The following is a 25,293-nucleotide window of genomic DNA, read 5'->3' as shown; positions in this document are numbered from 1 at the left end:
ACCCATACGCGAATGGCAAAACGAGCAAGAACGGCTATTAGCGCCAGAAGTGGAAATCTACCAAGCAGAGTTTGATGCTTGGACGGTGCAACGGGAAGCAATTTTGGCAGATATTAAAGCCGCCACAAGGGAAGGCAAAAAAACCGTACCCAAGAAAAATGTAGCAGAGCTTAAAGAGGATTTAATCCAGCTTGAACGCGAAAAACCAATACCACCACAAATACCCAAGCTACTACTGGGTGATGAAACGCCAGAAAGTTTGGCGTGGAGTTTAGCCAAAAAATATCCAACGGCTGGCGTGTTATCCAATGAAGCGGGAGTAGTGTTTGGTTCGCATGGCATGGGCAAAGATTCTGCAATGAGAAATCTGGCGCTGCTAAATATGCTATGGGAAGGCGGCACACTTTCAGTTGGCAGGCGGTCAACGGAATCTTTTGAAGTGAAAGATGCTCGGCTAACCATTGGGCTGATGGTGCAAGAACCTACTCTGCGGGAGTTTTTTGCGAAATCTGGCGCACTGGCACGCGGTACAGGTTTTCTTGCGCGCTTCCTTGTTGCGTGGCCTGAATCGACCCAAGGTTATCGATTATTCACAGAAGCACCCAAAGACTGGCCGCACCTAGAGGCACACAATCAACGCATCACTGAGATACTGAACTTGCCAATGGTATTCACAGAAGCAGGCGGATTGTTGCCAGAAACGCTAGAGCTAACGCCAGAAGCAAAAACCGATTGGGTGGCTTATCACGATGCAATCGAGCGGGAGCTAAGCAAAGGTGGCGTGCTGCATGATGTGCGTGATGTAGCCGGAAAGACGGCGGATAACGCGGCACGGTTAGCGGCATTGTTTCAGATATTTGAAAGCGGTGTAGCGCCAATTAGTGCAGATAATTTTGATCGTGCAAGCAGGATTGCTACATGGCATTTATCAGAATCACGGCGCTTTTTGGGTGAGCTGGCTTTGCCTGATGAATTGCAAGATGCGGTGAATCTTGATGCGTGGCTATTTGAGCATTGCCTACAAAATAGAACGGAATCCGTGAATAAAAATTATGTAAGGCAGTACGGAAAGATCAGGGATAAAACCCGACTAGATAACGCTATCAAGTATCTGGCTGAATTGGATCGAGTGAGGGTATTTAAAGAAGGTAGGTGCGCCATGATTCACCTTCACCCCGCTTTGGTGAGGGTGTAGTCATGTTGCTATCTGCACTACTTCACAAAAAACGGCTAGAGAATGTTGCTACTGCTATTCCTGCTATTTCTGCTACACAACCCCCAAAGGAGGCGGCAACTGTAGCAAGAATAGCAACTGTAGCAATAGCAAACCCTAGCAGTGAAAAACTGGAAAAAAATACGCAAGCAATAACGCGAAAAACAAGTTCACTTGTTGCTACTGCTATTCCTGCTATTTCTGCTACTGCTATTCAGCGGGTGATGTGTTGTGACTGTAGCCATTTTGCTAAAGACAAAATTGGTTCAGGCCTTGGCGTTGGTGATTGTTTAGTGGGGCAAGCTGAACACCAACCCACCCCGCTATGGGCAAGATCAGAAAGGCGGTGCAGTGAGTGGGCATCCTCTGATTTAACAGGGAGTTATCAGGCATGAAAACGCAATTCCAGAAAGGCAGATCAGGAACCAAACGGCAGACCACAAGGAAGTGGTATTGCTGGCGAGTTGAGAAAAGCCATCACCGATAACGCCGGCGCAATCGTGGAAGCGTTAATCACGGCAGCGAAAGAGGGCGACATTCAAGCGGCGAAGGTGTTGTTAGATCGTGTATGCTGACATTAAAGCTCAGAGGCGATTACCTTACCGGCGATGGGTGAAGCTGAAACGCTACTAGAACGCGCTACGGCGGCGATTTGCGGCGGCTGAAAGGTGAGCTTGCACCGACATTGCCAGCCAGCTCGTGCAGGCGGTAGGCGTGTTGTCGAGAGTGGCAGAGGTTCAGGATTTGGAGAAACGATTAGAAGCACTGGAACGCACACAGAGGGCGCAACAATGAAAGAGACTCGCACAGCAAAACTTTATGACGGCTTAACGGCGAAGCAATTAGCGCGGCTGACATTCGTTCACGCGGCAGAGCAAAAACCAGCTTGAAATTGATCGAGTACGCGGCGCGGTGGAGCGAAAGCATTACCGATGTTTAGATGGTGACTATATCCGAGTGGAATACTTACTGGATTAGCGTGGCCAGTTTGGGCACTGAGTATTGGCGTAAATTGTTTATGCACACGGCGGCACTACTGGAAACCTACCGCACTGACGGAGAGCAACCCAAAACATGGGAGCGCATAGACGCCACGGCGGTGGCAGTGGATACATGGCACGCGGTATTGGTGGCATGGTGTGATAAGCACGGGCTGACCTTGCGACCCGCATACAAGCTGGCTGGCGTAGACCCTAGCCCACGGGAGAGTAAGAAGAAGGATATTGACCCCGCCAAAGTGGAGTTGTGGCTTGAAGAGCTGGCGAGTTTTGCGCCGGCGCACTGAGCTTGTCGGTGTCAACATTTACACTTGAAGCCCGCCTAGTGCGGGTTTTTTTGTGAGTGGGATTTGGAGTTTCTGTAGCCAAGTGGCCTGATAAGTGGCCTGATGGCTTTAACGCAATGCTAAAAAGTGTATATAAATCAACGCGTTAAAAAAATAAATGGCGGAGGAGGTGGGATTTGAACCCACGGAAGGCTTTCACCTTCGCCGGTTTTCAAGACCGGTGCATTCAACCGCTCTGCCACCCCTCCGGATTTGCTGCGATAAAAGCAAGGCGCGCATTGTAGCGATGGCGTTCAGTTTTTCCAAACACTTTATGCAGCTTTAGCGATTACCAAAGTTATCGTTGTTGTTGCCGCGATTGCTGTTGTGCGAACCGCCACGATAGTTGTTACCGCGGTTGCCACCACCTTGATTGCCGTAACCGCCACCGCTGCGTGAGCCATTGCTGCGTCCGCCATTATTGCTGCCGCTACGATTTTGACCGCCGCTGTAGTAGCCGCTGCCGGATGCGCCTTGCCCTGGTTGTGCGGGGCGTTTGGGGCGATACGGGCGCGCGGCTTTCATGCCTTCAAACGGGTTGCGGTTTTCGTTGGTCAATGGCTGCTCATCGCCTGTGCGACGGCGTTGCTGTTGTCCTTGCTGACCGTAAGGGCGCTGTTGACGCGGCTGTCCATCGCGTTGCTGACGATTTTGCCCTTGTGGCGCACCATCACGCGGTGGGCGCGGCGGACGATTTTGCCGTTGACCGTCTTGCGCGTTGTTGTTGTGATTGTTGTTGTGATGGTTGTTGCGCGGTGGGCGCTGATCGTTGCGTTGTTGATGGTTTCTGCTGCGCTGCTGGCCGTTGTGTTGGCGACCGTTGGGAATCGGTTCGGGGCGCAGCGTAGGATCCAGCTCAAAGCCGGGGAGAATTTTCTTTTCCAGATCGCGCTTCAACAGGCGTTCGATGCCGATCAGCAGCTTGTGTTCGTCGATGCACACCAGCGAAACCGCTTCGCCTTCGGCGCCGGCGCGACCGGTACGGCCGATGCGGTGCACATAATCTTCCGGCACATGCGGCAACTCGTAGTTGATGACATGCGGCAGCTCGTTGATGTCGATACCGCGCGCGGCGATATCGGTCGCCACCAATACTTGCAGCTTGCCCGCTTTGAAATCCGCCAAGGCTTTGGTGCGTGCGCCTTGGCTCTTGTTGCCGTGGATCGCCATCGCGCTGATGCCTGTTTTATCCAACTGCTCCGCCAAGCGGTTAGCGCCGTGTTTGGTGCGGGCGAAGATCAACACTTGGTGCCAGTTGTTGTCTTGTATCAGTTTAATGAGCAGCTCGCGTTTGCGCTCGCGATCGACGAGATAGACGCTTTGCGCCACGGTGTCGGCGGCGGCGTTGCGGCGCGCGGCTTCAATCGACACCGGCTCGTGCAACAAGCCTTCCGCTAGCGCTTTGATTTCGTCAGAAAAAGTCGCTGAAAACAATAAGTTCTGGCGTTTTTCTGGAAGTAACTTTAAGACGCGGCGGATGTCGTGGATGAAGCCCATGTCCAACATACGGTCCGCTTCGTCGAGCACCAGAATCTCCACTTGGGATAGATCCAGCGTGCCTTGTTGTGCGTGGTCGAGCAGACGGCCGGGGGTGGCGACGAGGATGTCGATATCGACCAACTGCTCGATCTGCGGGTTGATGCTCACACCGCCGAACATCACCATGGATTTCAGCGGCAGGTTGGCGCCGTAGTGACGCACATTGTCTTGCACTTGGGCGGCTAGCTCGCGCGTGGGCGTGAGGATCAGCGCCCGTACGCTTTGCGCGGTGCGCTTTTTCGAGGCGGGCTTGGTGGAAAGCAATTGCAGAATAGGCAGCGTGAAAGCCGCTGTTTTGCCGGTGCCGGTTTGTGCGCCAGCGAGCAGGTCTTTGCCGGTGAGTACGGCGGGAATGGCCTGCACTTGAATGGGGGTGGGTTGGGTGTAGCCGCGGTCGTTAACCGCTTGCACGAGCGAATCTGCCAAGCCTAGCGAGGAAAATGCCATAAAACTCCAATGTCAGTTTTTCGTCTGTCAATTCAGCCTGAATGAATAGGCGTATCTTTGAACAGCGTGCGCATCTCGGTCTCGACCTTGCGCGGTTTTTTAGTCAAAACGGTTTCACAAGCAGCCTGATGGGTAGGCTGGATCAACACGCGGTACTGTCCGGCGGGTATTTCCGCTTCAGGAATCAGCCACGTCTGCTGTGCAGTGGGTGTTTCCGGAATGGCAAATTCCATGACTGCATCTGTCTGCGTGTCACACAAAGTGACGGTCGCCGGAAGGGCAGGCAGTGTGCTATCGGCACGGACTACAACGGCAATGGCATTGCCTCGGTGTCGGATAGTCATGGAGCAAGGTGCTGCGAGGGCTGATGCTGGAGGGCATTTGCGCTCCGGTGCCGCTGGCAGGCGGCGCAGTATAGCCTCCTGTGGAACGAATTGCATGAGGTCGATCACGCCCAAATACTGCGCCACAAACAAGAAGTGATCACTCATTGGCGGGAAGTAAATGGCTTGGCGGCGGAAGTCACCATCTTCCAGCCAAACAGGGTAGGTGGCTTGGAAGCGTTGGGCTTGCGATTGAATGGCAGGAATCATGCGTAGGGCTGTGAGCTGGAAGCTCAGTGCAGTGAGCAACAACAGTATCGCGGTACGCAGCCGCCAGCGCACGGGCAGCCAATACTCAATACAGGCGCAGCCCAGCAGCAGTGTCATCGCCAGCGAATACATTTTGTAGCGTGATTCCAGCGTTCCCTCTGCACCGGCGACGAAACCGCGCGTCATACTGGCGGTGAGTGTGGAAAGCAAAAGGAATAGCAAAATAGCCGTGATAAGTGGATCGCGTTGTCTGTCACGCCACAGCCAGCGAGTGCTCGCCAGCAGCACGATGAAACCTAGAACGGTAGCGATAGTTGTGTGTGCAGTAGAAAAAATTGTGCTGCCCAGAAAAGCGAGAGCAGCAGCAATGATTTGCCAAAAATAATGCGGTTGCCAATGCTGGGCGATATACGAAAGCGTGAGTGGCGATGGTTGCCCTAAAACGCGCTGCGCGATAGTAAAAATAGCAATGGAGCCAATAGCAGCTAGCAGCCAAATGGTTAAACGCAAAAAACGATGCGGCTGTTGTGTATCAAAAAATAAAAATAACGCACCGACTAACCACGCCAACACGCCGTTACCTTGTGAAAAAGTGGCGAGTACAGCAAAGGCTATGGCGAGTGCAAAATTTTTAACGCGCAGCAGTGCAAAAAAAGTAGCGAGTGCAAAAAGAATGACGACTTGATTAGAGATTGCCGTCATGGCTTTGAAGGAACTGTCCCAATAGTACAAATTGAGATAACCCAGCAGCGTGACAGCAAAATAAAAAGGACGACGAGGGCTGTTAATGGCACAGCCCAACAAATAGGCGGTGGCGATGATGATGAGATGCCCGATGATCGTCAGGCCATAAAAACACACTTCACCCAATAGTTGATATTGCAAAAAATAAATCAGATGACTGAATGCGGTGACATGCTCGTTATTGGGATAAAAAAACGCCCCAATTTTTTGTAGTGGTGTTTGTGCTAGCGCAAGTTGTTTGAAAAAACCAAAGACATCGTTGAGATCATCAAACTTGGGTGTGCTATCCGTAAGCCAGCAGGCGAGAAAGAGATAACTCAGTACGCTGGCAGCGGCGAGCACATACCAGCGGCGTGAGTGGAGCAAATTGTCAGAGCAATGCATCAAATAAATCGCGGTGCGCGCTTTTCTAAAAACGCGGTAATGGCTTCGATGTTGTTAGGTGTGCCTACCAGTCGCATCATCGCTGCCAATTCCAATTCGCGTGTTTTTTGAATATGCGCTTGGTGTGCGTGCATCAATAAGCGTTTGGTTTCGCGTAAAGAATCGCGCGGCCATTGTGCTATCTCTGCGGCTTTTTCTTGCGTTTTGGCGAGTAGCACATCATCGGCAAACGCTGCGCGGGCAATACCGGTTTGTACGGCTTTTTCTGCGTTGACCCATTCAGCAGTAAATAACAGTTCAGCCGCTTGTTGATAGCCGATATTGCGTGCCAGTGTGTAGCTGCACGCGGCTTCAGGTACGAGACCGAGATTGACGAAAGGAAAGCGCAATTTTAAGGATTCACCGACATACACCACATCACAGTGCATCAACACGGTAGCACCAAAACCAATAGCAGCACCCTTGGCAGCGGCGAGTAAAGGTTTATCGAGCTGCATCAGTGCGTCCATCATTTGTTCAAACGGTGGTTGCTCGTCAGGTGCGCCTGTTAAATCGGATAAATCCACACCAGAAGAAAAATCTTTGCCGGCGCCGGTAAAAACAATGGCAGAAACGGCATCATTGTTTTTAACTTCGTTGATGGTGTCGCGCAGTAGCAGCCACGCATCGCGGTGGAACGCATTTTTTTTCTCCGGGCGATTAAACGAGATAGTGCAAACGCGTTGGTGAATGTCGCTAATGATGTACTGCGAGTTGCTGCTGCTCATGAAAAATGTCCGTTGTGTAGTTGCGCCAAAATGGTTTCGCGCAGCGTTTCGTGGAGTGGTCGCGTTTGCCAGCCTGTTATGCGGCGAATTTTGTTGTCATCCAACAAGCGTTTGAACGGTACAGGTAATGGCAAACGAAAAAATGGATGCGGTCCGTTAGCGGCAATCCACGCGTCATAAAATTGCCAGAAATCTATGTTATCGCCGCCGATATTAAATGCTTCGCCAATTGCATTGCGATTATCCGTTGCCAATATCGCAGCGCGGGCTAAATCACCGGCATACACCATCGGCAAATTGAGACCAAACGGGTAGGGCGTGACGACTGGCCAGCGCAACAGCCAATCAAACCAATATGAAAAAGAGTTTTGATCAAACGCACCAAAAATGACATAAGGGCGCAGCGTGGTGAGCTGCAATGACCATTCTTGCGCCAATTGCCACGCTTCTTGTTCTGCCATGGCTTTGGAAATGGAATAAATGCTAAAGCGATGGCGTTTGTCTTGTGCGGTGCGCAGCGGCGCCGTTTCATCAACCGCGTGATCGCCAAACACTTTTTGATAAACGCTGGCGGATGACATTGAGACTACACGCGCAACGCCTGCATCTCTGCACGCTTGCAGCGTATTTTTGGTGCCTTCTAAATTTTGACGAATCAGGGCATCGTAATCGCGGTTAAAAGATACTTGTCCTGCATTGGCAATTACTGCATCACAACCTAAAAATGCTTTCGTCATCGCTTCAGTATCGGCGAGATCAGCAATACGCAATTCCACGCCATTGCGTTGCAACTCCGGTACTTTTTCTGGATTGCGCACCACAGCGACCACTTCTTTGTCAGCAGCCAATAATTCACTCACCAAATAGCGGCCGACAAAACCGCTTGCGCCTGTGATGGCAATTTTGTTATGAGTGATTGAGGATGTCGCATCCATTAGCTTTTCTTTCCTGTTATTTATATTGTTATATTTTTTGTGGCGAAAGTAGAAAAGGCCAGTGTGTGCTGACCTTTTCTGTTGCGCTACTTTTATTTGCCAGTGAAAACAGGTTTGCGTTTTTCTTTGAACGCTTTCATGCCTTCTTTTGCGTCAGCCGAAGCGAACACGGGCCAGCCGAGTTGTTCTTCGTTCGCCAGCGCTTCTTTTTCGCTGAGATGTTGTTGGTTTTCACGCAGTGAACGCAAAATCGCTTGCACAGCAATCGGCGCGTTTTCATCCGCAATTTCATGCGCGATTTTCAAACCCGCTTCCAATGCCGTGCCTTTGGCTACTACGCGGTTGATCAAACCCCAGCTCAATGCTTCTTGCGCAGTGATGTGGCGACCGAGCAACAAAATTTCTGCCGCGAGCGCGTAAGGAATTTGACGACGCAGACGAATGGTGGAGCCGCCAAGTGGGAACAGGCCGCGTTTGCACTCGGTAACACCAAAAATTGCGTCTTCTGCAGCGACACGAATATCCGTGCCTTGCAAAATTTCTGTGCCACCAGCCAAAGCGTAACCTTCAACAGCCATCACAATCGGCTTCATCGGTTGGTTGTGACGCAGCAGCGCCTGCCAGTGCAAATCTGGCACTTCTTGCATCATTTTTTGGATCAGTTCCGCGTCGGCATCGCCGTCAGTGCCGGACTTCAAATCCATGCCAGAGCAGAAAGTGTCGCCTTTGCCGGTGAGTACCGCGACGCGCAATTCAGGGTCGCTATCCAGCAGACGCCATGCGCGATACATGCCCACCAACATTTGTGAAGACAGGGCATTTTTTGCTTCTGGGCGATTGAGGGTGACAATCAAAACATGACCGTCTTTTTCTATGGTGCAGTTCTTGGTGCTGATGTCTAATTCAGTTGTCATGGTATTTCCTCAAGTTTAAAGATAATAAAAATTAAAAAAGTTTTGCTGCTTACCAATCGATGTCGTAATCACCAGCAGCAATCAATTCAGCCAGTGCAACTTGATGTTGCGTGCTAGAGCCGAGCGTCAATTCATTTTGTTTGGCCCACAAGGCAAAACGCCACAATGGATAATCGCGATCCACGCCCATGCCGCCGTGCAAATGTTGTGTGGCGTAGCTGGTACGATGTGATGCATCACCGAGCCACATTTTTGCCGCGTGAATTTCTGCGCTGGCATCGTGTCCGTTGACTAAGCGATCAATTGCTTGCAGCGTGACTAACTTCAAACATTTTGCATCCATGTAGCAGTTAGCAACGCGGTGGCCGACTGCTTGGAAAGTGGCAATTTTTACATTGAATTGTTCGCGCTCAGCAGTGTACGCCGCTGTCATCTGCACCATTTTTTCTAATGCGCCCGTTTGGTAAGCGCACAGAGCGAGGGTGTAGTGATCAACAAGAAATTCCACGGCATCACGACCGCCCAATTTCTGAGCCGGCGTGTTGTTAAATTGCACAATAAATTGCGGCTCGTAAGTGGTGGCTTTTAATGCGGTGAGTTTTATGCTGCTGTCTTTGGGATCGACAATAAACAGCGCAACATCATTGCCTTCTTTCGCAACAACCAACATACGCGTGGCAATATTGGCGTAAGGCACGCACAGTTTTGTGCCGTTTAATTTGCCGCCGCTGGCTGCTACTTGTGCATCGTAAGCGTCGTAGCTGTGTTCTTCGTGAAAAGCGGCAGTCAAAACCACTTCACCTGAAGCAACGCCACCCAACGAGGCTTGCAAGGCAGCATCGCCAAATTTTTGCACAGCGAGTGCGGAAACCAGCGAAGGCACAGCAGGAACGGGTGCCAATACACGACCACATTCTTCGAGAAATAAAGCCAATTCGGCAAAACCAAACCCCATGCCGCCGTTATCCGCAGGCACAGCAATGCCGAGCAATCCCGCATCCGCTAATTGCGCCCACAGCGCGCTGTTGTAGCGCTCTTTTGCCCACATATCGTATTGATGCAATTCATCAGCGGTGACTTCATTGCCGAGAATTTCATTCGCCAAATTTTGAATATCTTTTTGTTCGTCAGTTAAACCAAAGTTCATAATTTTTTGCTCCCTATCGATCAAGCGCGCAATGGGCGCGGCATGTTGAGGCCAAAGATGGAAATGATGTCGCGTTGGATTTCGTTCGTGCCGCCACCAAATGTCAGAATTGACAGCGTGCGATACAAACGCTCCAGTTCGCCTTCCAATACGATGGCTTCTGAATGTGAATGCAAAGTAGATGATTGACCGAGAATTTCCATCATATCGCGGCAGGCTTCGATCATGTATTCCGAGCCGTACACTTTGGCAGCAGAAGCTTCCGCCATATCGAGGCCACCTTGTGCAATCGACCACGCTTGTTTGTAGCAAATCAATTTGATGGCTTCAGCGCCAGCGCGCACTTTTGCCAATTTCATTTTCACCCAATCTTGATCGATCAAGCGTTGACCATTAGCGAGTTTGGTTTTTTCTGCGTATTCACACACTTTGCGAAAAATGCCGACGATAGGACCGTGCGTTACCAGTGCCAATCGTTCGCGATTGAGCTGGCTCATGATCACGCCCCAGCCGCGATTTTCTTTGCCGATCATCCACTCTTTTGGCACGCGCACATTTTCATAATAAGTGGCATTGGTGCGCACCGAGCCGAGCGTTTTCACTTGCGTGATGGAAATGCCTGGATGATTCATTGGAATCAAAAACATCGAAATCGAACCGTGTTTGCCTTTTTCTTCGACATCACCTGTGCGGCAAGCGAGCCACACATAGTCAGAAAACTCGGCGAGTGAAGTCCACATTTTTTGACCGTTGATGATGTAGTGGTCATCGCCGTCTTTTACAGCGCGCGTTTTGAGTGAAGCGAGGTCGGTGCCGGAACCTGGTTCGGAGTAACCGATACAAATACAAATTTCGCCAGCGAGAATTTTTGGGATGATTTGTGCTTTTAATTCAGGGCTGCCGAATTGTGCCAGTGCAGGGCCAACCGATTCGGAAGTGAGGAAAGGAAAGGGGAAACCCGCTTTCATGATTTCGGAGAAGAAAATGTATTGCTCGATAGGGGATTTAGCCTGACCGCCGTATTCCTTTTCCCAGCCGAGACCGATCCAGCCGTCGCTGCCGAGTTTTTTCATCGCTGCGCGCCACAGTGGGCCGCCGCCTTCGTGTTTGAAATCCTGATTCAGCTCGGCTTTCAGCTCGGGCGTCATCAGCGTTTTGAAGTAGTCGCGCAGCTGGTGGCGCAGCGCTTCCTGATCGGGGGTAAATGACAGTTGCATAGAGACCTCTAGGTTGTGAAAAGAAAAAGTTGCGTAGTGCGAAATAGGGTGGCTGCAGCGCAGCAAATTGCCGGAGATTCTAGCAGCTCAAGTCCGAGCATGAAGCGTTGTTGAGGTAAATGTTGAGGTAAATACAGGGCTGGTTGCGAACTGTGGGCGTAGCCGCTACCCTGATAGTCAAGTACCGCAGACCATCATAAATATAAAGAAGCGATGTCTCACTTAGCCGAGCAGAGTTCTCCCACCGTTGCAGACGATGATTTGCATGTGCTGAATCCTCTTAATGACTACTACTTCCGACTGCTGTTGGCATTGGCTGCTGTCGGACTTTGTTGCTCAGCTCGCCTTGGAGCAGTTTCACGCAACAGCATTTTTTGGCCATTGTTTGGCTGGCGTATCCACATCTTGTTTATGTTCTCGCCTCGCGCTACTTAGAAAGGCACATGGAAGAAGTGCTGCTCTACGCAGGTTATTGCGATGCTTTTTTAGTGGGGGTGGTAATCGGCGTCATTGATTTTTATCTTCTACCTTCTTTTATGTTTTTTACCTTGGTGCAGTCGCAATCCCTGATCAATAACGGTGTGCGTTATTGGTTGCAAACCGTTGGTGCTGTCGTTATTGGTTTTCTGTTTAGTTTGCTGTTTCACACACAACAGTGGCAATGGCAGGGCAGTGTTAGTGCAGGATTGCCCGCTGTCATTGGTGTCACTATTTATTTTGGCTTGCTGTCTTTCCTGACCTTTCGCCGTACGACAGATTTAAAACAGCAAATAGTTCAAACGGCAGACGACAACCAAAGCATGCGCATGAAGCTATGGAAGTTGTCGCGTTATGTGTCGCCGCAGATTTGGCGCTCGGTTTATTCCGGCAGTGAAGTCAAACTGGAAACCAATCGTAAACGCCTGACGGTATTTTTTTCCGATATCAAAGGTTTTACCGAGCTGTCGGAAAGCTTAGAAGCGGATCAAATGACCGACATGCTCAACCATTATCTGAGCGAGATGTCGCAGATCATTCATAAATACGGCGGCACCATCGACAAGTTTATCGGTGATGCTATCATGGTGTTTTTTGGTGATCCCACCACGCGCGGCGCGCAAACCGATTGCTTGGCGTGTATTTCGATGGCGATCGAAATGAAAAAACATATGCGCATCATGCAAAAACATTGGGGCAGCAAGGGCATAGAAACGCCGTTAGAAATTCGCATGGGCATCAATACAGGTTATTGCACCGTGGGCAACTTCGGTACAGAACAACGCTTGGATTACACCGTGCTCGGCACAGAAGTAAACCTCGCCAGCCGTTTAGAAACAGCTGCACCTGCGGGCGAGATTTTGATCTCACACGAAACTTATTCGCTGATTAAAGACATCGTGTTGTGCGAAGAAAAAGGCACGATCAATGTCAAAGGTTTCAGTCAGCCGGTGCGCGTTTATACCGTGGTGGACTTCCGTAAAAACCTTGGCGCGAAGCAGACCTACTTTGAGCAGCGCGCTGAAGGTTTTTCTATGCACTTGGATTTGGACAAGGTCAAGAATTACGACCGTGATCGCCTGCTCAAGTTTTTATTGAGTGCCGCCACGCGTTTGAAAAACGACCCTCAGCAAAAGTGAGTTGAGCGCCGCTGTTTTCCTTCAAATCCCGATATTTTGTCCGTATTCATGCCGAGATGATCGCCGTACAATGATCTGCAATTCCTCTTATCTATCGAGTTAGCGTCATGCCAGAAGTTGATATCACCGAATCCGCTCAAGATTATCTCGCTGGACTGTTAGAAAAACAGAACGCACCTGGCATCAGCGTGCGTATGTTTGTGAATGATCCAGGCACTTCACGCGCGGAAACTTGTATCGCCTACTGCCGCCCTGGTGAAGAAAAAGAAGGCGACGAATTTATCGAAATGAAACATTTTCGCTGCTATTTCGATGGACGCAGTATCCCGTACCTGAAAGATGCCAAAGTGGATTACTCGCCGGATCGTATGGGCGGGCAGCTCACCATCAAAGCACCGAACGCAAAAATGCCGCAAGTGAGCGATGACAGCCCATTGGCAGATAAAGTGAATTATGTGCTGTACAACGACATCAACCCGCAGTTGGCTGCACACAGTGGTGAAGTGTCTTTGGATCACATGGACGGCAACATCGCTGTGTTGAAATTTGGCGGCGGCTGCCAAGGTTGCGCGTCTGTTGATGTCACACTCAAGCAGGGCGTTGAAACCACGCTGATTGAAAAATTGCCACAGTTAGAAGGCGTGCGCGATGTGACGGATCACACCGATCGCAGTCAGTCTTATTACTAAAACTTTTTTACTGCGAATTTACCCGCCGCCATACACCTGCTTAATCACTTCGCGGCAGGTGCCGGTGCCGGGGAGGCTGATATTTAGTGAGTCGGCAAAATCGAGTGCGCTGGATAAATCTTTTACGGCTACCGCTTTGAAGCCCACCATAATTTCTGCAAAAGTTTTTTCATCGAAACCTTTTTTGGTGTCGTAAAACATTTTCATAGATGGGGTGAGCACGCCGTTGGCGGTGGTAACTTCTTTCAACACATCCAAACTCAAGCCGGATGCTTTGGCGAGTTTCATACCCTCATGCACCGCCATCAATTCCAAATAAGTCATCAAGTTATTGCACAGTTTTAATTTCATGCCGCAACCCAATTCACCGGCGTGTATCACTTTTTCGCCGGATGTCAGCATGAACTTTTCAACCGCAGCAACAATTTCTGCCGCGCCGCCGACCATGTAGCACAATTTTTTAGCTGCCGCGCCGTGTGCGCCGCCGGTGATGGGTGCGTCGATCACCGTCACACCTTTTTGCGCAGCAATCGCGGCGAGTTTGTGAATGGTGTCGAGTTTTACCGTGCTGTGTATCGCAATCACCGCACCATTTTTTGCTGTGTGCAAAATACCTTGTTCGCCTTCCATTACGGCAAAGGTGTCGGCGTCGTCGCGCACGCAGATGCCGATGTAATCCGCGCCTTCGGCAACTTGCGCGGGGCTGCTTGCTACTGTGGCGCCTGCTTTCGCCAATTCTTCGCAGGCTTTGGGGTTGATGTCATAAACCGCGCAGGGGAATTCGCTGCCCGCCAAATGCACCGCCATGGGTTTGCCGATGTTGCCTAAGCCGATAAATCCAACGCGTTGTGTCATCGCAAAACCCTCAATAGCACTCAAAGAGGCCTAACACTAGCGAGCGACAGTAATTTGGTCAAGTGCGCTTTACTATTGTTGTGGAGCTTGGTTAATCTAGGGCGACAATCGCAGTGGTCGTCTGAGTGGACGGTATAGGGGATGAAGGCATGAACAAAGCGACAGGCAAATCGCACGCGCTCAACAGCAATTTAGGGCGTGATTTAGCGCTCCTCAGCCGTGATTTGGGTCGCGGTTTGATGGCGAAAAGTGCGGCGAAAGGGCACAAAGGTTTGAAGCTAAATTGGGATACGGTGTTTCTCAATTTGGATTTTCGCGATGGCTCGCGCATCGTCGATTTGGCGCAGGCCAATGGTTTGACCAAGCAGGCGATGAGTCAGATCGTGGCGGAAATCGAGAAGCAGGGGTACATCATCAAACAAGAAGACCCAGAAGATGGGCGTGCAAAAAAAATTGCCCTCACCGCGCGCGGTAAACAGCTAATACAGGATTCCATGTGCGCCTACGATGAACTGGAAGCCGAATATCAAGCACTGATCGGCGCTGAAAAATTAGCGCAGCTCAAAGCGATTGCGGCCGAGTTGGTAGAAAATAGAGCGCGGCGTTAGGCGATACCTCTGTTAGTCAAAATCAAATTGTGCTTTTAACCACACTGTGCGCCCCGGCTCGTTCACGCGATCCAGTTGATCAAAACCCGCGACCATATCTCCACGACGGCTGATGTGTTCGGCGTAAGTTTTATCGAGAAGATTGTCGATGCCGGTTGTCAGTTGTAAATTCGGCATGACTTTCCAGCCTGCGTTCAATGAGAGCACGCCGAAGCCACGTGTATTGCCAATATCCTGCCCTGCGATGTTGCCTTGGTTGACGCTGACGTGTGTCTGTTTTGCTACTGCACGCCACAAAGCGCCATAAGACCAAGTACCGTCGTCATAATGCAGTCCGAAACGGGCTTCGAGCGGTGGCAACTGCGCCAGCGACTTGTCATCGGTGTCATTTTCGCCACGCACATAGGCGAGGCTCGCATCCACCCTCCAGTTGTCGTTGATTGCATAACCCAGCTCTGCCTCACCGCCCCAACTGTGCGCCTCGATATTGCGGGTGATGGTGGTGGTGCGCCTTCCCATCATGCCCATCGGCTTTACGACACCGGACTGGATCAGCAGGTAATCATCGATGTGGTTGTAGAACGCGGACACACTGCCTGTCCATTGCCCGCGAGCAAACAGATAGCCGAGATCCAGTTGTGTGGTTTTCTCAGGGTCTGCGTTGAAGGCGCTGACGGAATCCGCTGTTTCCTTGGAAATCAGTTCCCAGTAATCGGGGAAACGTTCGCTGCGACCTAGACCGACATAAGCAGTGTCATCCGCAATGTCATGTTCGTAGCGCATGAAGCCGCTGGTTAATTCTTCCACGCGTTCGTCACCGGCTGTCGGGTTCGGTGCGCTCATCATCATGTTCAACATGACGGTTTGGCGCTTGTCTTCGGCATGCCAGTGGTCGTGGCGCAAGCCGCTGATGATGCGTTGCTTGTCGTTGTAATGATGCGTTATCTCACCAAAGACACCCACTTGCTCAACGTTGGCATCTTCCACGCGATCTTTGTCCTGAAAACGCATCATGTCTTGGTTCATGGTCGTGCGGTTGCTGTGCTGGTTTTGTTGCGTATCGCTACCGAAGACCAGTTCTGTGCGCTCGCCGAGCAGTACGGTATTCGCCAAACGAGCGCCCAGCGTTTCACGGTCAGGGTTCATGGCCATGCGCGTTGCCATCATGCCGGTTGGTGTGCGAAGGCTGTAGTTGTCCATTACATGATCGACATAGTTGTAATACGCCTGCACTTCCAGTTTTTTCCAACGCTCGGTGAGATTTTCCTTTATCAACTTGATGCCAAGGTTGTCGCGTTTGAACAGAGAGCCGTCTACACCTCGGTCGGCATAAGCAGCTTCGCCATCGCTGTGCCCCATAGACAACTCCAGTGTGGTGTTCTCGTCTGGTGTCCAACCTGCGGCAGCATTGGCGCTCCAGCGCTGGTACTGAGAATGCACTTTTTTACCATCACCATCGCGGTAGTCGCCTTGGTGAGCGTTGGTAGCTGTGCCGCGTATATAGAAGTCCGGCGTGCCAGCCAGCACGTCGACCATTTCATCGTTGCGATCAAAACTGCCTACTAATGTGCTGATGTGAGCATTGAAGCTCGTCTCTGGCAGGCGTTGGAGCTGGCGCTCAAACAGGATAGTGCCGGCTGAGTTGCCCGGTCCATTGCGTACGGTCTGTGGTCCTTTGATGATGCTGATGCTGTCATAGCTTTCTGGGAACACGTACGCGGTAGGTGGGTCCATGCGACTGCCGCAACCACCGAACAGCATTTCGCCATCCAGTAGGATATTCAGTCGTGATCCGGCCATCCCGCGAAAAACGGGGTCACCATCGGTGCCGCCTTTACGGATGACGCTAAACCCTGGGATTGCCTTCAGATAATCGGCACCATCATGGGCGGGTAGCGGTTGACGTGGCGCTTTGGGGTCTGTCACCACGGTCAGAGGTTTGCTGGTTTTTTCAGCAGTAACCACAACAGTTTTTAAGCGCGTGTTGTCTTGGCTTTCTCCTGCATCTTCATTGGCCAGTACCGGTGCCGTTGCCGTTGCGTACAGGGCGGCGGCCATTGCCAAAGACAGTGTATTTAATCCGCGTTTCATGAACTGTTTTCTCCAGACAGATCTGTATCGGGCGCGGATTCTAGTTGGGAGGAGCGGAGGAAAGAATGCGGCATATTGTCGCAGCGGGATTGTGCGAAACAGTTAAGCCAATTACGCCACTTTGCTGCGTGTTACCAGGTCGTTAATCAGCGGCAGTAATTCTTCCGCGCCATAAGATTGTTGGATATGCGCTGCGTCCACTGCGCCGTACAGCGTGCTGCGATGTTGTGGTTGACGTTGCGCAGCTTTAATCATCGCGTCGAGATTTTCAGGTGAGTTTTCCTGTCCGTGTGTGGCACCGGCAGCGCGAGTGATGCTTTCGTTCATCAGTGTGCCGCCGAGATCATTAACACCAGCGGCGAGGCAGGCAATCACACCTTCATTACCGAGTTTTACCCACGATGCCTGAATATTGTGAATGTGTGGCGACAATACCAAACGCGCTATCGCGTGCATCAAAATCACTTCGCGAAAAGTGGGGCCTTTACGAGCGCGACCGCGCAAATACATCGGCGCTTCTTCTGCTACAAATGGCAATGGTACAAACTCGGTAAAGCCGCCGGTTTTTTTCTGCAAAATCAGCACGCGTAAAAAATGTCGCGCCCAATGTTTATAGTGTTCGATATGACCAAACATAATGGTTGCCGTCGAGCGCAAGCCGACAGCGTGTGCGGCTTCCATGACTTCAAACCATTGCGCCGTATTGATTTTGTCTGGACACAGCGTAGCGCGCACTTCGTCATCGAGAATTTCGGCGGCTGTGCCAGGCAGCGTACCCAGTCCATGTGTTTTTAATGTTGTCAGATAGTCCGTGAGTGGCAATTGCAATGTGGCTGCGCCTTGCCAGATTTCCAGCGGCGAAAAGGCATGGATGTGCATATCGGGTTGAACAGCTTTTACAGCATCGAGAATCTCGATATAGGTATTGCCATCGTAATCAGGATGAATGCCACCTTGCATGCACACTTCGGTTGCGCCGCGTTGCCAACCTTCGATCGTGCGCCGCTGAATTTCTTCCAGAGAAATATCGTAAGGTTTGCCGCGCAAGTTTTCGTGTGTTTTGCCTTTGGAAAAGGCACAGAACTGGCATTTGAAATAGCAGACATTGGTGTAGTTGATGTTGCGATTGACAACATAAGTCACCACATCGCCGTTTAGTTGTTGGCGCAGTGCATCGGCAGCGTGACAAATTGCGCCCACATCATCACCGCGTGCGCGAAACAAACGCACAATGTCTGCTTCACTCGGTGCATTGCCTTGTTGAATTGCATCCAGAATGCCGCGCACATCCTGAGAGGCAGTGCGTGTGCGCACAGGCGTGTGAATCTGTGCCAGCATGTCTGCGGGTGGCGTTTCACTGCTGCCGGTTTTCCAGTGGTCAATGCGCGGAAAGCCATCGCCGTCTGTTTGTTGCAACAGCGGCGTGTGAAAAACCTTGTCTGTCCATTGCTGCCAGTGGCGCACAAAAGCGGGATACACCGTCAGGCGTTCTTGCAAATATTTTCCCGCGTTGGCGGTGGCCTCTGCGAGGTCTTGCAGGTGCGGCCACGGTGCTTCAGGGTTAACGAAATCGGGCGTGAGTGGCGAAACACCGCCCCAGTCATTGATGCCTGCATCAACCAATTTTTCCAGCACTCCCGGCGAAAGATTCGGCGGTGCTTGTATCGCCATCTCGCTGCCAAAAATAATGCGCGCAATAGCTATCGTCCACAGCAAATCTTCTAGATCGGGTTCTGGCGCTTGTGCCATTTTTGTGTCGGGTTTTGCGCGAAAGTTTTGCACGATAATTTCTTGGATATGTCCGTACTGCGCATGCAGGGCTTTGATGGCGAGCAGGGATTCAATGCGCTCGCGTCGCGTTTCACCAATACCGATCAAAATGCCGGTGGTGAACGGAATGTGTTGTTTGCCTGCCTCTTCCAATGTGGCAAGACGCACGGCGGGTTCTTTGTCAGGTGAACCGTAGTGCGGCATACCTTTTTCGCACAAACGCGCCGACAAACTTTCCAGCATGATGCCCATAGATGGTGAAACGCTGCGCAGTTTTTGCATTTCTTCCGCCGTCAGTGTGCCTGGATTAACGTGCGGAAATAATCCGGTTTCTTCGAACACGGCTTTTGCCATATCGAATAAATAATCGACCGTGCTGGCGTAGCCCATTTCATCCAGTGCTTTGCGCGCGGCGTTGTAACGCAACTCCGGTTTTTCGCCCAAAGTGAATAGTGCTTCTTTGCAACCAGCTGTGGCACCAGCGCGGGCAATCTCTAGCACTTGCTCACGCGTCATGTAGGCGGCTTCAATTTTTTTCGGCGTCTGCGCAAAAGTGCAGTAGTGGCAAACATCACGACACAAATGCGTCAGCGGAATAAAAACTTTTTTAGAAAATGAAATGACATTGTGGAAGCCGGCATCGCGCAATTGGCGCGCTTGCGCCATCAATGCTGCGGTGTCATCGCAATCTGTCAGTGATAAAAAGTCTTCAGGTGTGTTCATGTGGTGGCTTAAAAATATTCAGGGAGTGGCAGTGAGCGGCCAATCAAATAATTCGCCGTATTGTTCGAGCCAGAGTGAAAGCTGTGGGCGCGTTCCCGCTGTGCGCATTGACAGCAGTGGCGCAAAATCCTGCCATAAATCAATGTCGCTGCCCAAGCGCGTATTGTAGACAGTTTGCTCGTCGATGCCTTGCATGCGGCAAAAATCACGGTGCGCTGAGTAGCTGTGATGACCGTAGAAAAACTGCATCGTCGTGGGCAGCGTCAATACCATGGCATTGGTACCGTTGCTGTCATTGTCGGGAATCAAGGTGATGGCGGCTGCGTTGTTTTGGTGCGCGAGGATGATGTCATCAATATCGCTACTGGTGGCGAGAGGTAAATCAGCGTGAAGAATAAGGGCTTGTGTTGTGCCGCGCGCGGTGAGTGTGGCAATGGCGGCGGCAATGCCGCTGTTCAGGCAGCGATCCTCGTCCAAATTCAGCACTTCGCAGTGTTGTTGCGCCGCCAACTGTGCAACGTCTGGGCAGCGCGTCACTAGCGTTATACCTTGCACCAAGGTGCTGTGTTTTAGCGTGAGCAGTAAATCGGACAACAAGGCCGCCATCAAACTTTGGCGCGCTTCAACAGGCAGCGTGTGCGCGAGACGGCTCTTGCTACTGCGAAGATCTTTGACGGGGATGATGACTTGCATGCAATGCCTGCAAACCGCGATGGCGAATGAGCTGGCTATGTTGCGGGCTTTTACGGGTGCTGTCGAGTGAATGCGGCGAGTGTGGTCGGAATTGCTAATCGTTTCGTCGCAGTAATTCCTGTACTGTTTGTGCAGGAAATTGATGGGAAACGTGCAGTGATGAAAGCGAAGTTGGGTGTTGGAATCGTGGTGCTGGTGCTTGTCGGTGGCGGCGTGCTGTTGTGGCAGCAATGGCAGCAACAGAGTGAACAAGGATTTTTTCACACCAACGGCAGATTGGAGGCGACGCAAAGCCGTGTCGCGACGCGCATTCCAGGCTTGCTGGCGGAAGTGAAAGTGAAAGAGGGCGACCGCGTGGCAGCAGGGCAAGTACTCGCGGTGTTGGATAGCAAGCCGCTGCAAGCGGAGATCGCCCGCGCCGATGCTGCTATCGCGCAAGCGGGCGATCAAGTGCGCCTCGCGGAAGCACAAATGGTGCAAGCGCAAACCGAGTGCAGTTACGCACGCTCGCAGTTGGGCGCGTGCAGTCACTCAGTAAACAACAATTTGTGTCGCAAGATCAGTTGGACAGCTCGCGCACGCGCGCTGCCAGTTGCGGCTCAGCGGTAGCGGCGGCACAAGCAGGCGTTGAAGCGGCGCGCTCGGCGGGCAAAGTCGCGCAGGCGGGGCGCGACCGTTTGCTGGGAGATCTGGCGGACAGCAGCATCCGTGCGCCGTTCTCTGGCTACATCCTGTATCGTTTGGCGGAAGCGGGTGAAATGATTGCTGCCGGCTCGCCCTTGGTCACTCTGGTCAGCGACAACGAAGTCTATTTGACAGCCTTTTTGCCTGCTGAGGTGGCAGGCAAATTGGCTTTGGGTGACGAAGCGCGCTTGCAGATGGACGCCAAACCGGACGAATGGGTGCCTGCCACAGTGACCTTCGTGGCGGCAGAAGCGGAGTTCACGCCGAAATCGGTGGAAACCGCCAGCGAGCGCAGTAATTTGGTATTTCGCACGCGCATTGGTGTTGATCCGGCGGTGCTGGCACAAAATCCTTGGCTGAAGAGCGGCATGCCCGGCTTGGGTTGGCTGCGTGTCGATAGTGATGCCACTTGGCCTAGTGCACCGTCTCGCTAGGGCATTGCCATGAATACGGTGGCAGCTTCTTCTGCAATAGCCACACTCACCCATGTGCGGCACCGCTATGGCAAGGTAGTCGCGCTGGACGGTGTGGATCTCGCCATTCCCGCTGGTTGTCTGGCGGGCATCATCGGGCCTGATGGTGTCGGAAAATCCACGTTACTTAGTTTGATTGCCGGTGCGCGCCGCGTGCAGAAAGGCAGCGGCATTATTGTGTTGGATGAAGATGTGCGTAGCGCCGCCGCGCGTTCACGCATGTGTCGCCGCATTGCCTATATGCCGCAAGGTTTGGGGAAAAATCTCTATCCCACTTTATCAGTGATGGAAAACATTTGTTTTTTTGCTGATTTGTTTGGTGAAAAAGGTGCAGAGCGCGAAAAGCGCATCGCGCATTTGTTGCAAGCGACAGGCATGGCGCGTTTTGCCGAGAGACCCGCTGCAAAATTATCGGGCGGCATGAAACAAAAACTCAGTTTGTGCTGCTCGTTAATCCACGAACCCGATTTGTTGATTCTGGATGAACCGACAACGGGTGTAGACCCTTTATCACGCCGTCAATTTTGGCAGCTCTTGGATGATTTGCGCGCACAGCGCCCGACGATGTCGATCATTGTTGCAACGGCGTACATGGAAGAAGCTTCCAGCTTTGATTGGCTGGCGATGATGGATGCCGGTCGCGTGTTAGCGCAAGGTTCTCCTGCTGCTTTGTTGCAACAAACCGGCGTGAGCAATCTGGATGCCGCATTTATTCAATTGTTGCCGCCAGAAAAAAGAGAAGGGCATGTCGAACCGGTATTGCCGCCGCTGAAAGACGATCATCAAAACAACATCGTCATCAGTGCGCACAACTTGAGTTGTCGTTTTGGTGATTTTACGGCAGTCGATAACGTCAATTTTGAAATTCATCAAGGTGAGATATTTGGGTTTCTCGGTTCCAATGGTTGTGGCAAAACCACCACGATGAAAATGCTGACGGGATTGTTGCCAGCAACAGCAGGCGAGGCGTTGCTGTTTGGTAAACAGGTAGATGTGGGTGAAATCAGCACGCGGCATCGCATCGGTTATATGTCACAAAGCTTTTCGCTGTATGAAGAACTGAACGTGATACAAAACCTGGAGCTGCACGGGCGTATTTTTGCCATGAGCAGCGAACAGATACGCGCACGCAGTGAAACGCTGTTGCACGATATGCAGCTCTCCGTTTACGCGCAGCAGCCTGCGGGTAGCTTGCCTTTGGGCGTACGTCAGCGTTTATCGTTGGCCGTGGCGGTGATTCACAATCCGGTAATGTTGATTCTGGACGAGCCAACCTCTGGCGTAGACCCCGTAGCGCGCGATAGTTTTTGGGAGTTGTTGATTGATTTGTCGCGCAACCAAGGCGTAACAATTTTTATCACTACGCATTACATGAATGAAGCTGATCGCTGTGACCGTATTTCACTGATGGATGCAGGCAAAGTGCTGGCGTCTGGCAGCCCAGAAAATATTCGTCAGCAATTTTCAGTGCCTACCTTGGAAGATGCGTTTATTCAGGTGTTAGAGCAGGCGCGCCCCGTAGACAGCAAACATCTTGCAGCTATCACGTCTGCTGTAGAAAAAAAATCGTTGGCACAGGTAGCGGAAGGTGGTGATAAATATTTCAGCCTACAGCGCCTCAAAGCCTATGCGCGACGTGAAACACTGGAAATTATGCGTGAACCCATTCGCTTGATGTTTGCCTTTGTCGCGCCGCTGTTTTTGATGATGGTGTTGGGTATGGGGATAAATTTTGATGTCGATAAGTTGGAATTCGCCGTATTGGATCAAGACCACACACCGGCCAGCCGTGAATACATTGATCACTTCAGTGCCAGCGATTATTTTTTCTCGCACGGTGCGCTGAGTAGTTATGCACAGTTGCAAGAAAAACTGGCATCCGGCGAGTTGCTGTTTGCTTTAGAAATTCCTTCCGGTTTTGGAAAAGATTTGGATGCAGGAAAAGAGCCTTCTGTTGCGGTGCAAATCAACGGCAGCTACCCGTTTCGGGCAGAGCGTGCGCGCAGTTATATTCAAGGCATACACCAGCAATACTTGCAGCAATTATTACGCGAGCGTCGTATAAAAATGCCGGAGGAGCCATACCGTTTGGAAACGCGCTTTCAGTACAACCAAGAAATGCTGAGTGCTTACGCCATCGTGCCGTCCATTATTGCAGTGCTGGTGACGATGATTCCCATGATGTTGATGGCTGTGGCTGTGGTGCGTGAAAAAGAGCTCGGTTCTATCATCAATTTTTATGCCACACCCACGCGGCGTTTGGAATTTTTGTGGGGTAAACAGGTGCCGTATGTAGTGATCGCGATGATTAACTTCTTGTGCTTAGTGTTGCTCACGCGCTTTGTGTTTCAAGTGCCACTACTGGGCAGTTTGCCGGTGCTGATGTTTGCCGGTATTTGTTATAGCTGGGTGGCAACATCGTTTGGGTTACTGATTTCTTCTTTTACCCGCACACAAATTGCAGCGCTGTTTGCGGCGTTGATTATCTCGATGATTCCCTCGGTCAATTTTTCTGGCATGTTGAAACCCGTAGCCTCGCTGGAAGGTGGCGCGTACTGGTTCGGCACGTTTTTCTCCACCACCTATTTGCTCAATATCACCGTGGGTACATTTACCAAAGGACTGTATTTTGCTGATTTATGGAAAAATTTCGCGGTGATGGCGGTGCATTTTTCTGTGTTCACGATTGGCAGTGCGCTGTTGTTGCGCAAGCAGGAGGCGTAGCCAGCTATGTGGCACAAAACACTGTGGCGCAGCCTGATCAATATTTATCATCTCGGCATCAAAGAGCTGTGGAGTTTGCGCAGCGATGTGGTGATGTGTGTATTGATTGTGTTGTCGTTCACGATATTCATCATTGTCCCCGCAAAAAATGCTGTGATGGATATGCGCAACGCATCCGTGGCAGTGGTCGATGAAGACAACACGCCGTTGTCGCGCGCAGTATTTTTTGCGTTGCAGCGACCGTATTTCAAACCGCCGGTGTTGTTGGCTGGCAATCAAGCCATTGCGCGTATGGATGACAGCACTTACACCTTCGTGGTGTGGATTCCGCGCCGTTTTGAAGCGGATATCAGCGCAGGCCGTAAACCGGCGCTACAAGTGCTGGTCGATGCTACGGCAATGACGCAAGCAGGCAATGGCGCGGCTTATATTTCGCAAATTCTGGGTGAAACGCTCAAGCACTATTTTCCGCAAGCACAATTTCCGCAGCCCGTAAAAATGGATGTGCGCGTGGCGTTTAACCCCAATCTGCACGGCGGGTGGTTTTTTGGCATTACCAATATGATCAGCATTGTGTCGATGTTGGCGATTGTTTTAACGGGCGCTGCACTGATACGCGAACGCGAGCGCGGCACGGTGGAGCATTTGTTGGTAATGCCGTTGCGCCCCGTGGAAATTGCACTGGGCAAAGTGTGGGCGAACAGCACCGTCATTTTGTTGGGCATGTTTTTTTGTATTCAGTTTGTTATCAAAGCCATACTCGGTATTCCTTTGCAGGGTTCACTGGCTTTGTTTTTATTTGGTGCGGCGCTGTATTTGTTTTCTATTTCTGCGATAGGTGTTTTTTTGGGTACCGTCGCGCGCTCAATGCCACAATTGGGTTTGTTATTTTTGCCGATCGTAATGTTGATCGCCGTGCTGTCTGGCGGTTTAACGCCGTTGGATGTGATGCCCAAACCCATCCATTACTTCATGTTGTTGATTCCATCCTCACACTTCACTAATTTTTCTATTGCTGTTTTATTTCGTAGTGCAGATTTTATGGCGGTGTGGAAACAAATCGCCGCCATGAGCGCCATCGGTGTGTGCTTTTTAACGGGCGCGCTGTTGCGGTTTCGGAGTGTGATTGGGAAGCAGTAAATT

Annotated in this window: 21 protein-coding genes and 1 tRNA gene; 10 read left to right on the top strand and 12 right to left on the bottom strand. The window is 51.3% G+C overall.

The annotated features are described in order from the left end of the window. From R3E63_06640 to R3E63_06630, 3 genes are all read left to right on the top strand, one after another. Positions 1–1,195: YfjI family protein (locus R3E63_06640; protein ID MEZ5539616.1), on the top strand; the 1,195-nt coding region annotated here is incomplete at its 5' end. A 2-nt stretch (positions 1,196–1,197) separates the two neighbouring features. After that, positions 1,198–1,608, top strand: coding sequence for a hypothetical protein (locus R3E63_06635; protein ID MEZ5539615.1), 411 nt, complete (start codon positions 1,198–1,200; stop codon positions 1,606–1,608). Between the two features lie 545 nt (positions 1,609–2,153). Then, entirely contained in the window at positions 2,154–2,498 is a 345-nt protein-coding gene (locus R3E63_06630; protein ID MEZ5539614.1) for a hypothetical protein, read from the top strand. A 158-nt stretch (positions 2,499–2,656) separates the two neighbouring features. Here R3E63_06630 and R3E63_06625 read toward each other — a convergent pair. The 8 genes from R3E63_06625 to R3E63_06590 form a co-directional block, all read right to left on the bottom strand. Continuing rightward, positions 2,657–2,746: transfer RNA gene (locus R3E63_06625), tRNA-Ser, on the bottom strand. A gap of 73 nt (positions 2,747–2,819) precedes the next feature. Continuing rightward, the gene (locus R3E63_06620) at positions 2,820–4,523 is read right to left on the bottom strand and encodes a DEAD/DEAH box helicase (GenBank protein MEZ5539613.1); all 1,704 of its coding nucleotides are present in this window, start codon (positions 4,521–4,523) and stop codon (positions 2,820–2,822) included. A gap of 32 nt (positions 4,524–4,555) precedes the next feature. Then, the gene (locus R3E63_06615; protein MEZ5539612.1) at positions 4,556–6,244 is read right to left on the bottom strand and encodes a hypothetical protein; all 1,689 of its coding nucleotides are present in this window, start codon (positions 6,242–6,244) and stop codon (positions 4,556–4,558) included. Continuing rightward, the gene (locus tag R3E63_06610) at positions 6,244–7,011 is read right to left on the bottom strand and encodes an enoyl-CoA hydratase-related protein (GenBank protein MEZ5539611.1); all 768 of its coding nucleotides are present in this window, start codon (positions 7,009–7,011) and stop codon (positions 6,244–6,246) included. The genes R3E63_06615 and R3E63_06610 overlap by 1 nt, the downstream gene beginning before the upstream one ends. Further along, positions 7,008–7,946: an NAD-dependent epimerase/dehydratase family protein gene (locus R3E63_06605; GenBank protein MEZ5539610.1), complete on the bottom strand. Its 939-nt coding sequence runs from the start codon at positions 7,944–7,946 to the stop codon at positions 7,008–7,010. Before R3E63_06605 ends, R3E63_06610 begins: the two co-directional genes overlap by 4 nt. A gap of 92 nt (positions 7,947–8,038) precedes the next feature. Continuing rightward, positions 8,039–8,860 carry a crotonase/enoyl-CoA hydratase family protein gene (locus tag R3E63_06600; GenBank protein ID MEZ5539609.1) on the bottom strand — a complete coding sequence of 274 codons (822 nt, stop codon included), beginning with the start codon at positions 8,858–8,860 and terminating at the stop codon, positions 8,039–8,041. Positions 8,861–8,909: 49 nt separating this feature from the next. Continuing rightward, positions 8,910–10,007: an acyl-CoA dehydrogenase family protein gene (locus R3E63_06595; protein MEZ5539608.1), complete on the bottom strand. Its 1,098-nt coding sequence runs from the start codon at positions 10,005–10,007 to the stop codon at positions 8,910–8,912. 20 nt (positions 10,008–10,027) lie between these two features. Further along, positions 10,028–11,224, bottom strand: coding sequence for an acyl-CoA dehydrogenase family protein (locus R3E63_06590; GenBank protein ID MEZ5539607.1), 1,197 nt, complete (start codon positions 11,222–11,224; stop codon positions 10,028–10,030). A 374-nt stretch (positions 11,225–11,598) separates the two neighbouring features. Here R3E63_06590 and R3E63_06585 point away from each other — a divergent pair, with 374 nt between their 5' ends. Continuing rightward, positions 11,599–12,840 carry an adenylate/guanylate cyclase domain-containing protein gene (locus R3E63_06585; protein MEZ5539606.1) on the top strand — a complete coding sequence of 414 codons (1,242 nt, stop codon included), beginning with the start codon at positions 11,599–11,601 and terminating at the stop codon, positions 12,838–12,840. Positions 12,841–12,947: 107 nt separating this feature from the next. Next, entirely contained in the window at positions 12,948–13,529 is a 582-nt protein-coding gene (gene nfuA, locus R3E63_06580; protein ID MEZ5539605.1) for a Fe-S biogenesis protein NfuA, read from the top strand. A gap of 18 nt (positions 13,530–13,547) precedes the next feature. Here nfuA and R3E63_06575 read toward each other — a convergent pair whose 3' ends face one another. Further along, positions 13,548–14,384, bottom strand: a complete 837-nt coding sequence (locus R3E63_06575) for an NAD(P)-dependent oxidoreductase (protein ID MEZ5539604.1) — start codon at positions 14,382–14,384, stop codon at positions 13,548–13,550. Positions 14,385–14,533: 149 nt separating this feature from the next. Between R3E63_06575 and R3E63_06570 the strand changes: the two genes are divergently transcribed. Next, positions 14,534–14,992 carry a MarR family winged helix-turn-helix transcriptional regulator gene (locus tag R3E63_06570; GenBank protein MEZ5539603.1) on the top strand — a complete coding sequence of 153 codons (459 nt, stop codon included), beginning with the start codon at positions 14,534–14,536 and terminating at the stop codon, positions 14,990–14,992. A gap of 12 nt (positions 14,993–15,004) precedes the next feature. On the opposite strand, the gene R3E63_06565 is transcribed toward R3E63_06570, so the two are convergent. From R3E63_06565 to cofC, 3 genes are all read right to left on the bottom strand, one after another. Beyond that, the gene (locus R3E63_06565) at positions 15,005–17,083 is read right to left on the bottom strand and encodes a TonB-dependent copper receptor (protein MEZ5539602.1); all 2,079 of its coding nucleotides are present in this window, start codon (positions 17,081–17,083) and stop codon (positions 15,005–15,007) included. 111 nt (positions 17,084–17,194) lie between these two features. Then, positions 17,195–19,576 (bottom strand): 5-amino-6-(D-ribitylamino)uracil--L-tyrosine 4-hydroxyphenyl transferase CofH, encoded by a 2,382-nt coding sequence (gene cofH / locus R3E63_06560; GenBank protein MEZ5539601.1) that lies wholly within the window; start codon positions 19,574–19,576, stop codon positions 17,195–17,197. 18 nt (positions 19,577–19,594) lie between these two features. Further along, positions 19,595–20,269, bottom strand: a complete 675-nt coding sequence (gene cofC / locus R3E63_06555) for a 2-phospho-L-lactate guanylyltransferase (GenBank protein ID MEZ5539600.1) — start codon at positions 20,267–20,269, stop codon at positions 19,595–19,597. A gap of 66 nt (positions 20,270–20,335) precedes the next feature. On the opposite strand from cofC, the gene R3E63_06550 reads away from it, so the two are divergent. Genes R3E63_06550 through R3E63_06535 form a run of 4 tightly spaced genes read left to right on the top strand, consistent with a single transcriptional unit; the run spans position 20,336 to position 25,290 of the window. Next, a complete protein-coding gene (locus R3E63_06550) occupies positions 20,336–20,878 on the top strand; it encodes a biotin/lipoyl-binding protein (GenBank protein ID MEZ5539599.1) in 543 nt (180 codons plus the stop codon). Then, on the top strand, positions 20,791–21,387 hold the full coding sequence (locus R3E63_06545; GenBank protein MEZ5539598.1) for an HlyD family efflux transporter periplasmic adaptor subunit: 597 nt from the start codon (positions 20,791–20,793) through the stop codon (positions 21,385–21,387). The genes R3E63_06550 and R3E63_06545 overlap by 88 nt, the downstream gene beginning before the upstream one ends. A 9-nt stretch (positions 21,388–21,396) precedes the next feature. After that, complete coding sequence (gene rbbA / locus R3E63_06540) at positions 21,397–24,150, top strand: ribosome-associated ATPase/putative transporter RbbA (protein MEZ5539597.1); 2,754 nt, start codon at positions 21,397–21,399, stop codon at positions 24,148–24,150. A gap of 6 nt (positions 24,151–24,156) precedes the next feature. After that, positions 24,157–25,290 carry an ABC transporter permease gene (locus R3E63_06535; GenBank protein MEZ5539596.1) on the top strand — a complete coding sequence of 378 codons (1,134 nt, stop codon included), beginning with the start codon at positions 24,157–24,159 and terminating at the stop codon, positions 25,288–25,290. Positions 25,291–25,293 lie beyond the last annotated feature (3 nt).

The sequence above is a fragment of the Pseudomonadales bacterium genome (assembly GCA_041395665.1).
Taxonomy (GTDB): domain Bacteria; phylum Pseudomonadota; class Gammaproteobacteria; order Pseudomonadales; family UBA7239; genus UBA7239.
This window is presented reverse-complemented; position numbering and strand designations above follow the sequence as displayed.

What these genes read in the sequence shown, in the direction of transcription:
- R3E63_06595 (MEZ5539608.1), bottom strand. Translation starts at nt 10,007, where the DNA reads ATGAACTTTGGTTTAACTGACGAACAAAAAGATATTCAAAATTTGGCG.
- R3E63_06635 (MEZ5539615.1), top strand. Translation starts at nt 1,198, where the DNA reads ATGTTGCTATCTGCACTACTTCACAAAAAACGGCTAGAGAATGTTGCT.
- nfuA (MEZ5539605.1), top strand. Translation starts at nt 12,948, where the DNA reads ATGCCAGAAGTTGATATCACCGAATCCGCTCAAGATTATCTCGCTGGA.
- R3E63_06615 (MEZ5539612.1), bottom strand. Translation starts at nt 6,244, where the DNA reads ATGCATTGCTCTGACAATTTGCTCCACTCACGCCGCTGGTATGTGCTC.
- cofH (MEZ5539601.1), bottom strand. Translation starts at nt 19,576, where the DNA reads ATGAACACACCTGAAGACTTTTTATCACTGACAGATTGCGATGACACC.
- R3E63_06630 (MEZ5539614.1), top strand. Translation starts at nt 2,154, where the DNA reads ATGGTGACTATATCCGAGTGGAATACTTACTGGATTAGCGTGGCCAGT.
- R3E63_06565 (MEZ5539602.1), bottom strand. Translation starts at nt 17,083, where the DNA reads ATGAAACGCGGATTAAATACACTGTCTTTGGCAATGGCCGCCGCCCTG.
- R3E63_06605 (MEZ5539610.1), bottom strand. Translation starts at nt 7,946, where the DNA reads ATGGATGCGACATCCTCAATCACTCATAACAAAATTGCCATCACAGGC.
- R3E63_06535 (MEZ5539596.1), top strand. Translation starts at nt 24,157, where the DNA reads ATGTGGCACAAAACACTGTGGCGCAGCCTGATCAATATTTATCATCTC.
- rbbA (MEZ5539597.1), top strand. Translation starts at nt 21,397, where the DNA reads ATGAATACGGTGGCAGCTTCTTCTGCAATAGCCACACTCACCCATGTG.
- cofC (MEZ5539600.1), bottom strand. Translation starts at nt 20,269, where the DNA reads ATGCAAGTCATCATCCCCGTCAAAGATCTTCGCAGTAGCAAGAGCCGT.
- R3E63_06600 (MEZ5539609.1), bottom strand. Translation starts at nt 8,860, where the DNA reads ATGACAACTGAATTAGACATCAGCACCAAGAACTGCACCATAGAAAAA.
- R3E63_06610 (MEZ5539611.1), bottom strand. Translation starts at nt 7,011, where the DNA reads ATGAGCAGCAGCAACTCGCAGTACATCATTAGCGACATTCACCAACGC.
- R3E63_06575 (MEZ5539604.1), bottom strand. Translation starts at nt 14,384, where the DNA reads ATGACACAACGCGTTGGATTTATCGGCTTAGGCAACATCGGCAAACCC.
- R3E63_06620 (MEZ5539613.1), bottom strand. Translation starts at nt 4,523, where the DNA reads ATGGCATTTTCCTCGCTAGGCTTGGCAGATTCGCTCGTGCAAGCGGTT.
- R3E63_06590 (MEZ5539607.1), bottom strand. Translation starts at nt 11,224, where the DNA reads ATGCAACTGTCATTTACCCCCGATCAGGAAGCGCTGCGCCACCAGCTG.
- R3E63_06570 (MEZ5539603.1), top strand. Translation starts at nt 14,534, where the DNA reads ATGAACAAAGCGACAGGCAAATCGCACGCGCTCAACAGCAATTTAGGG.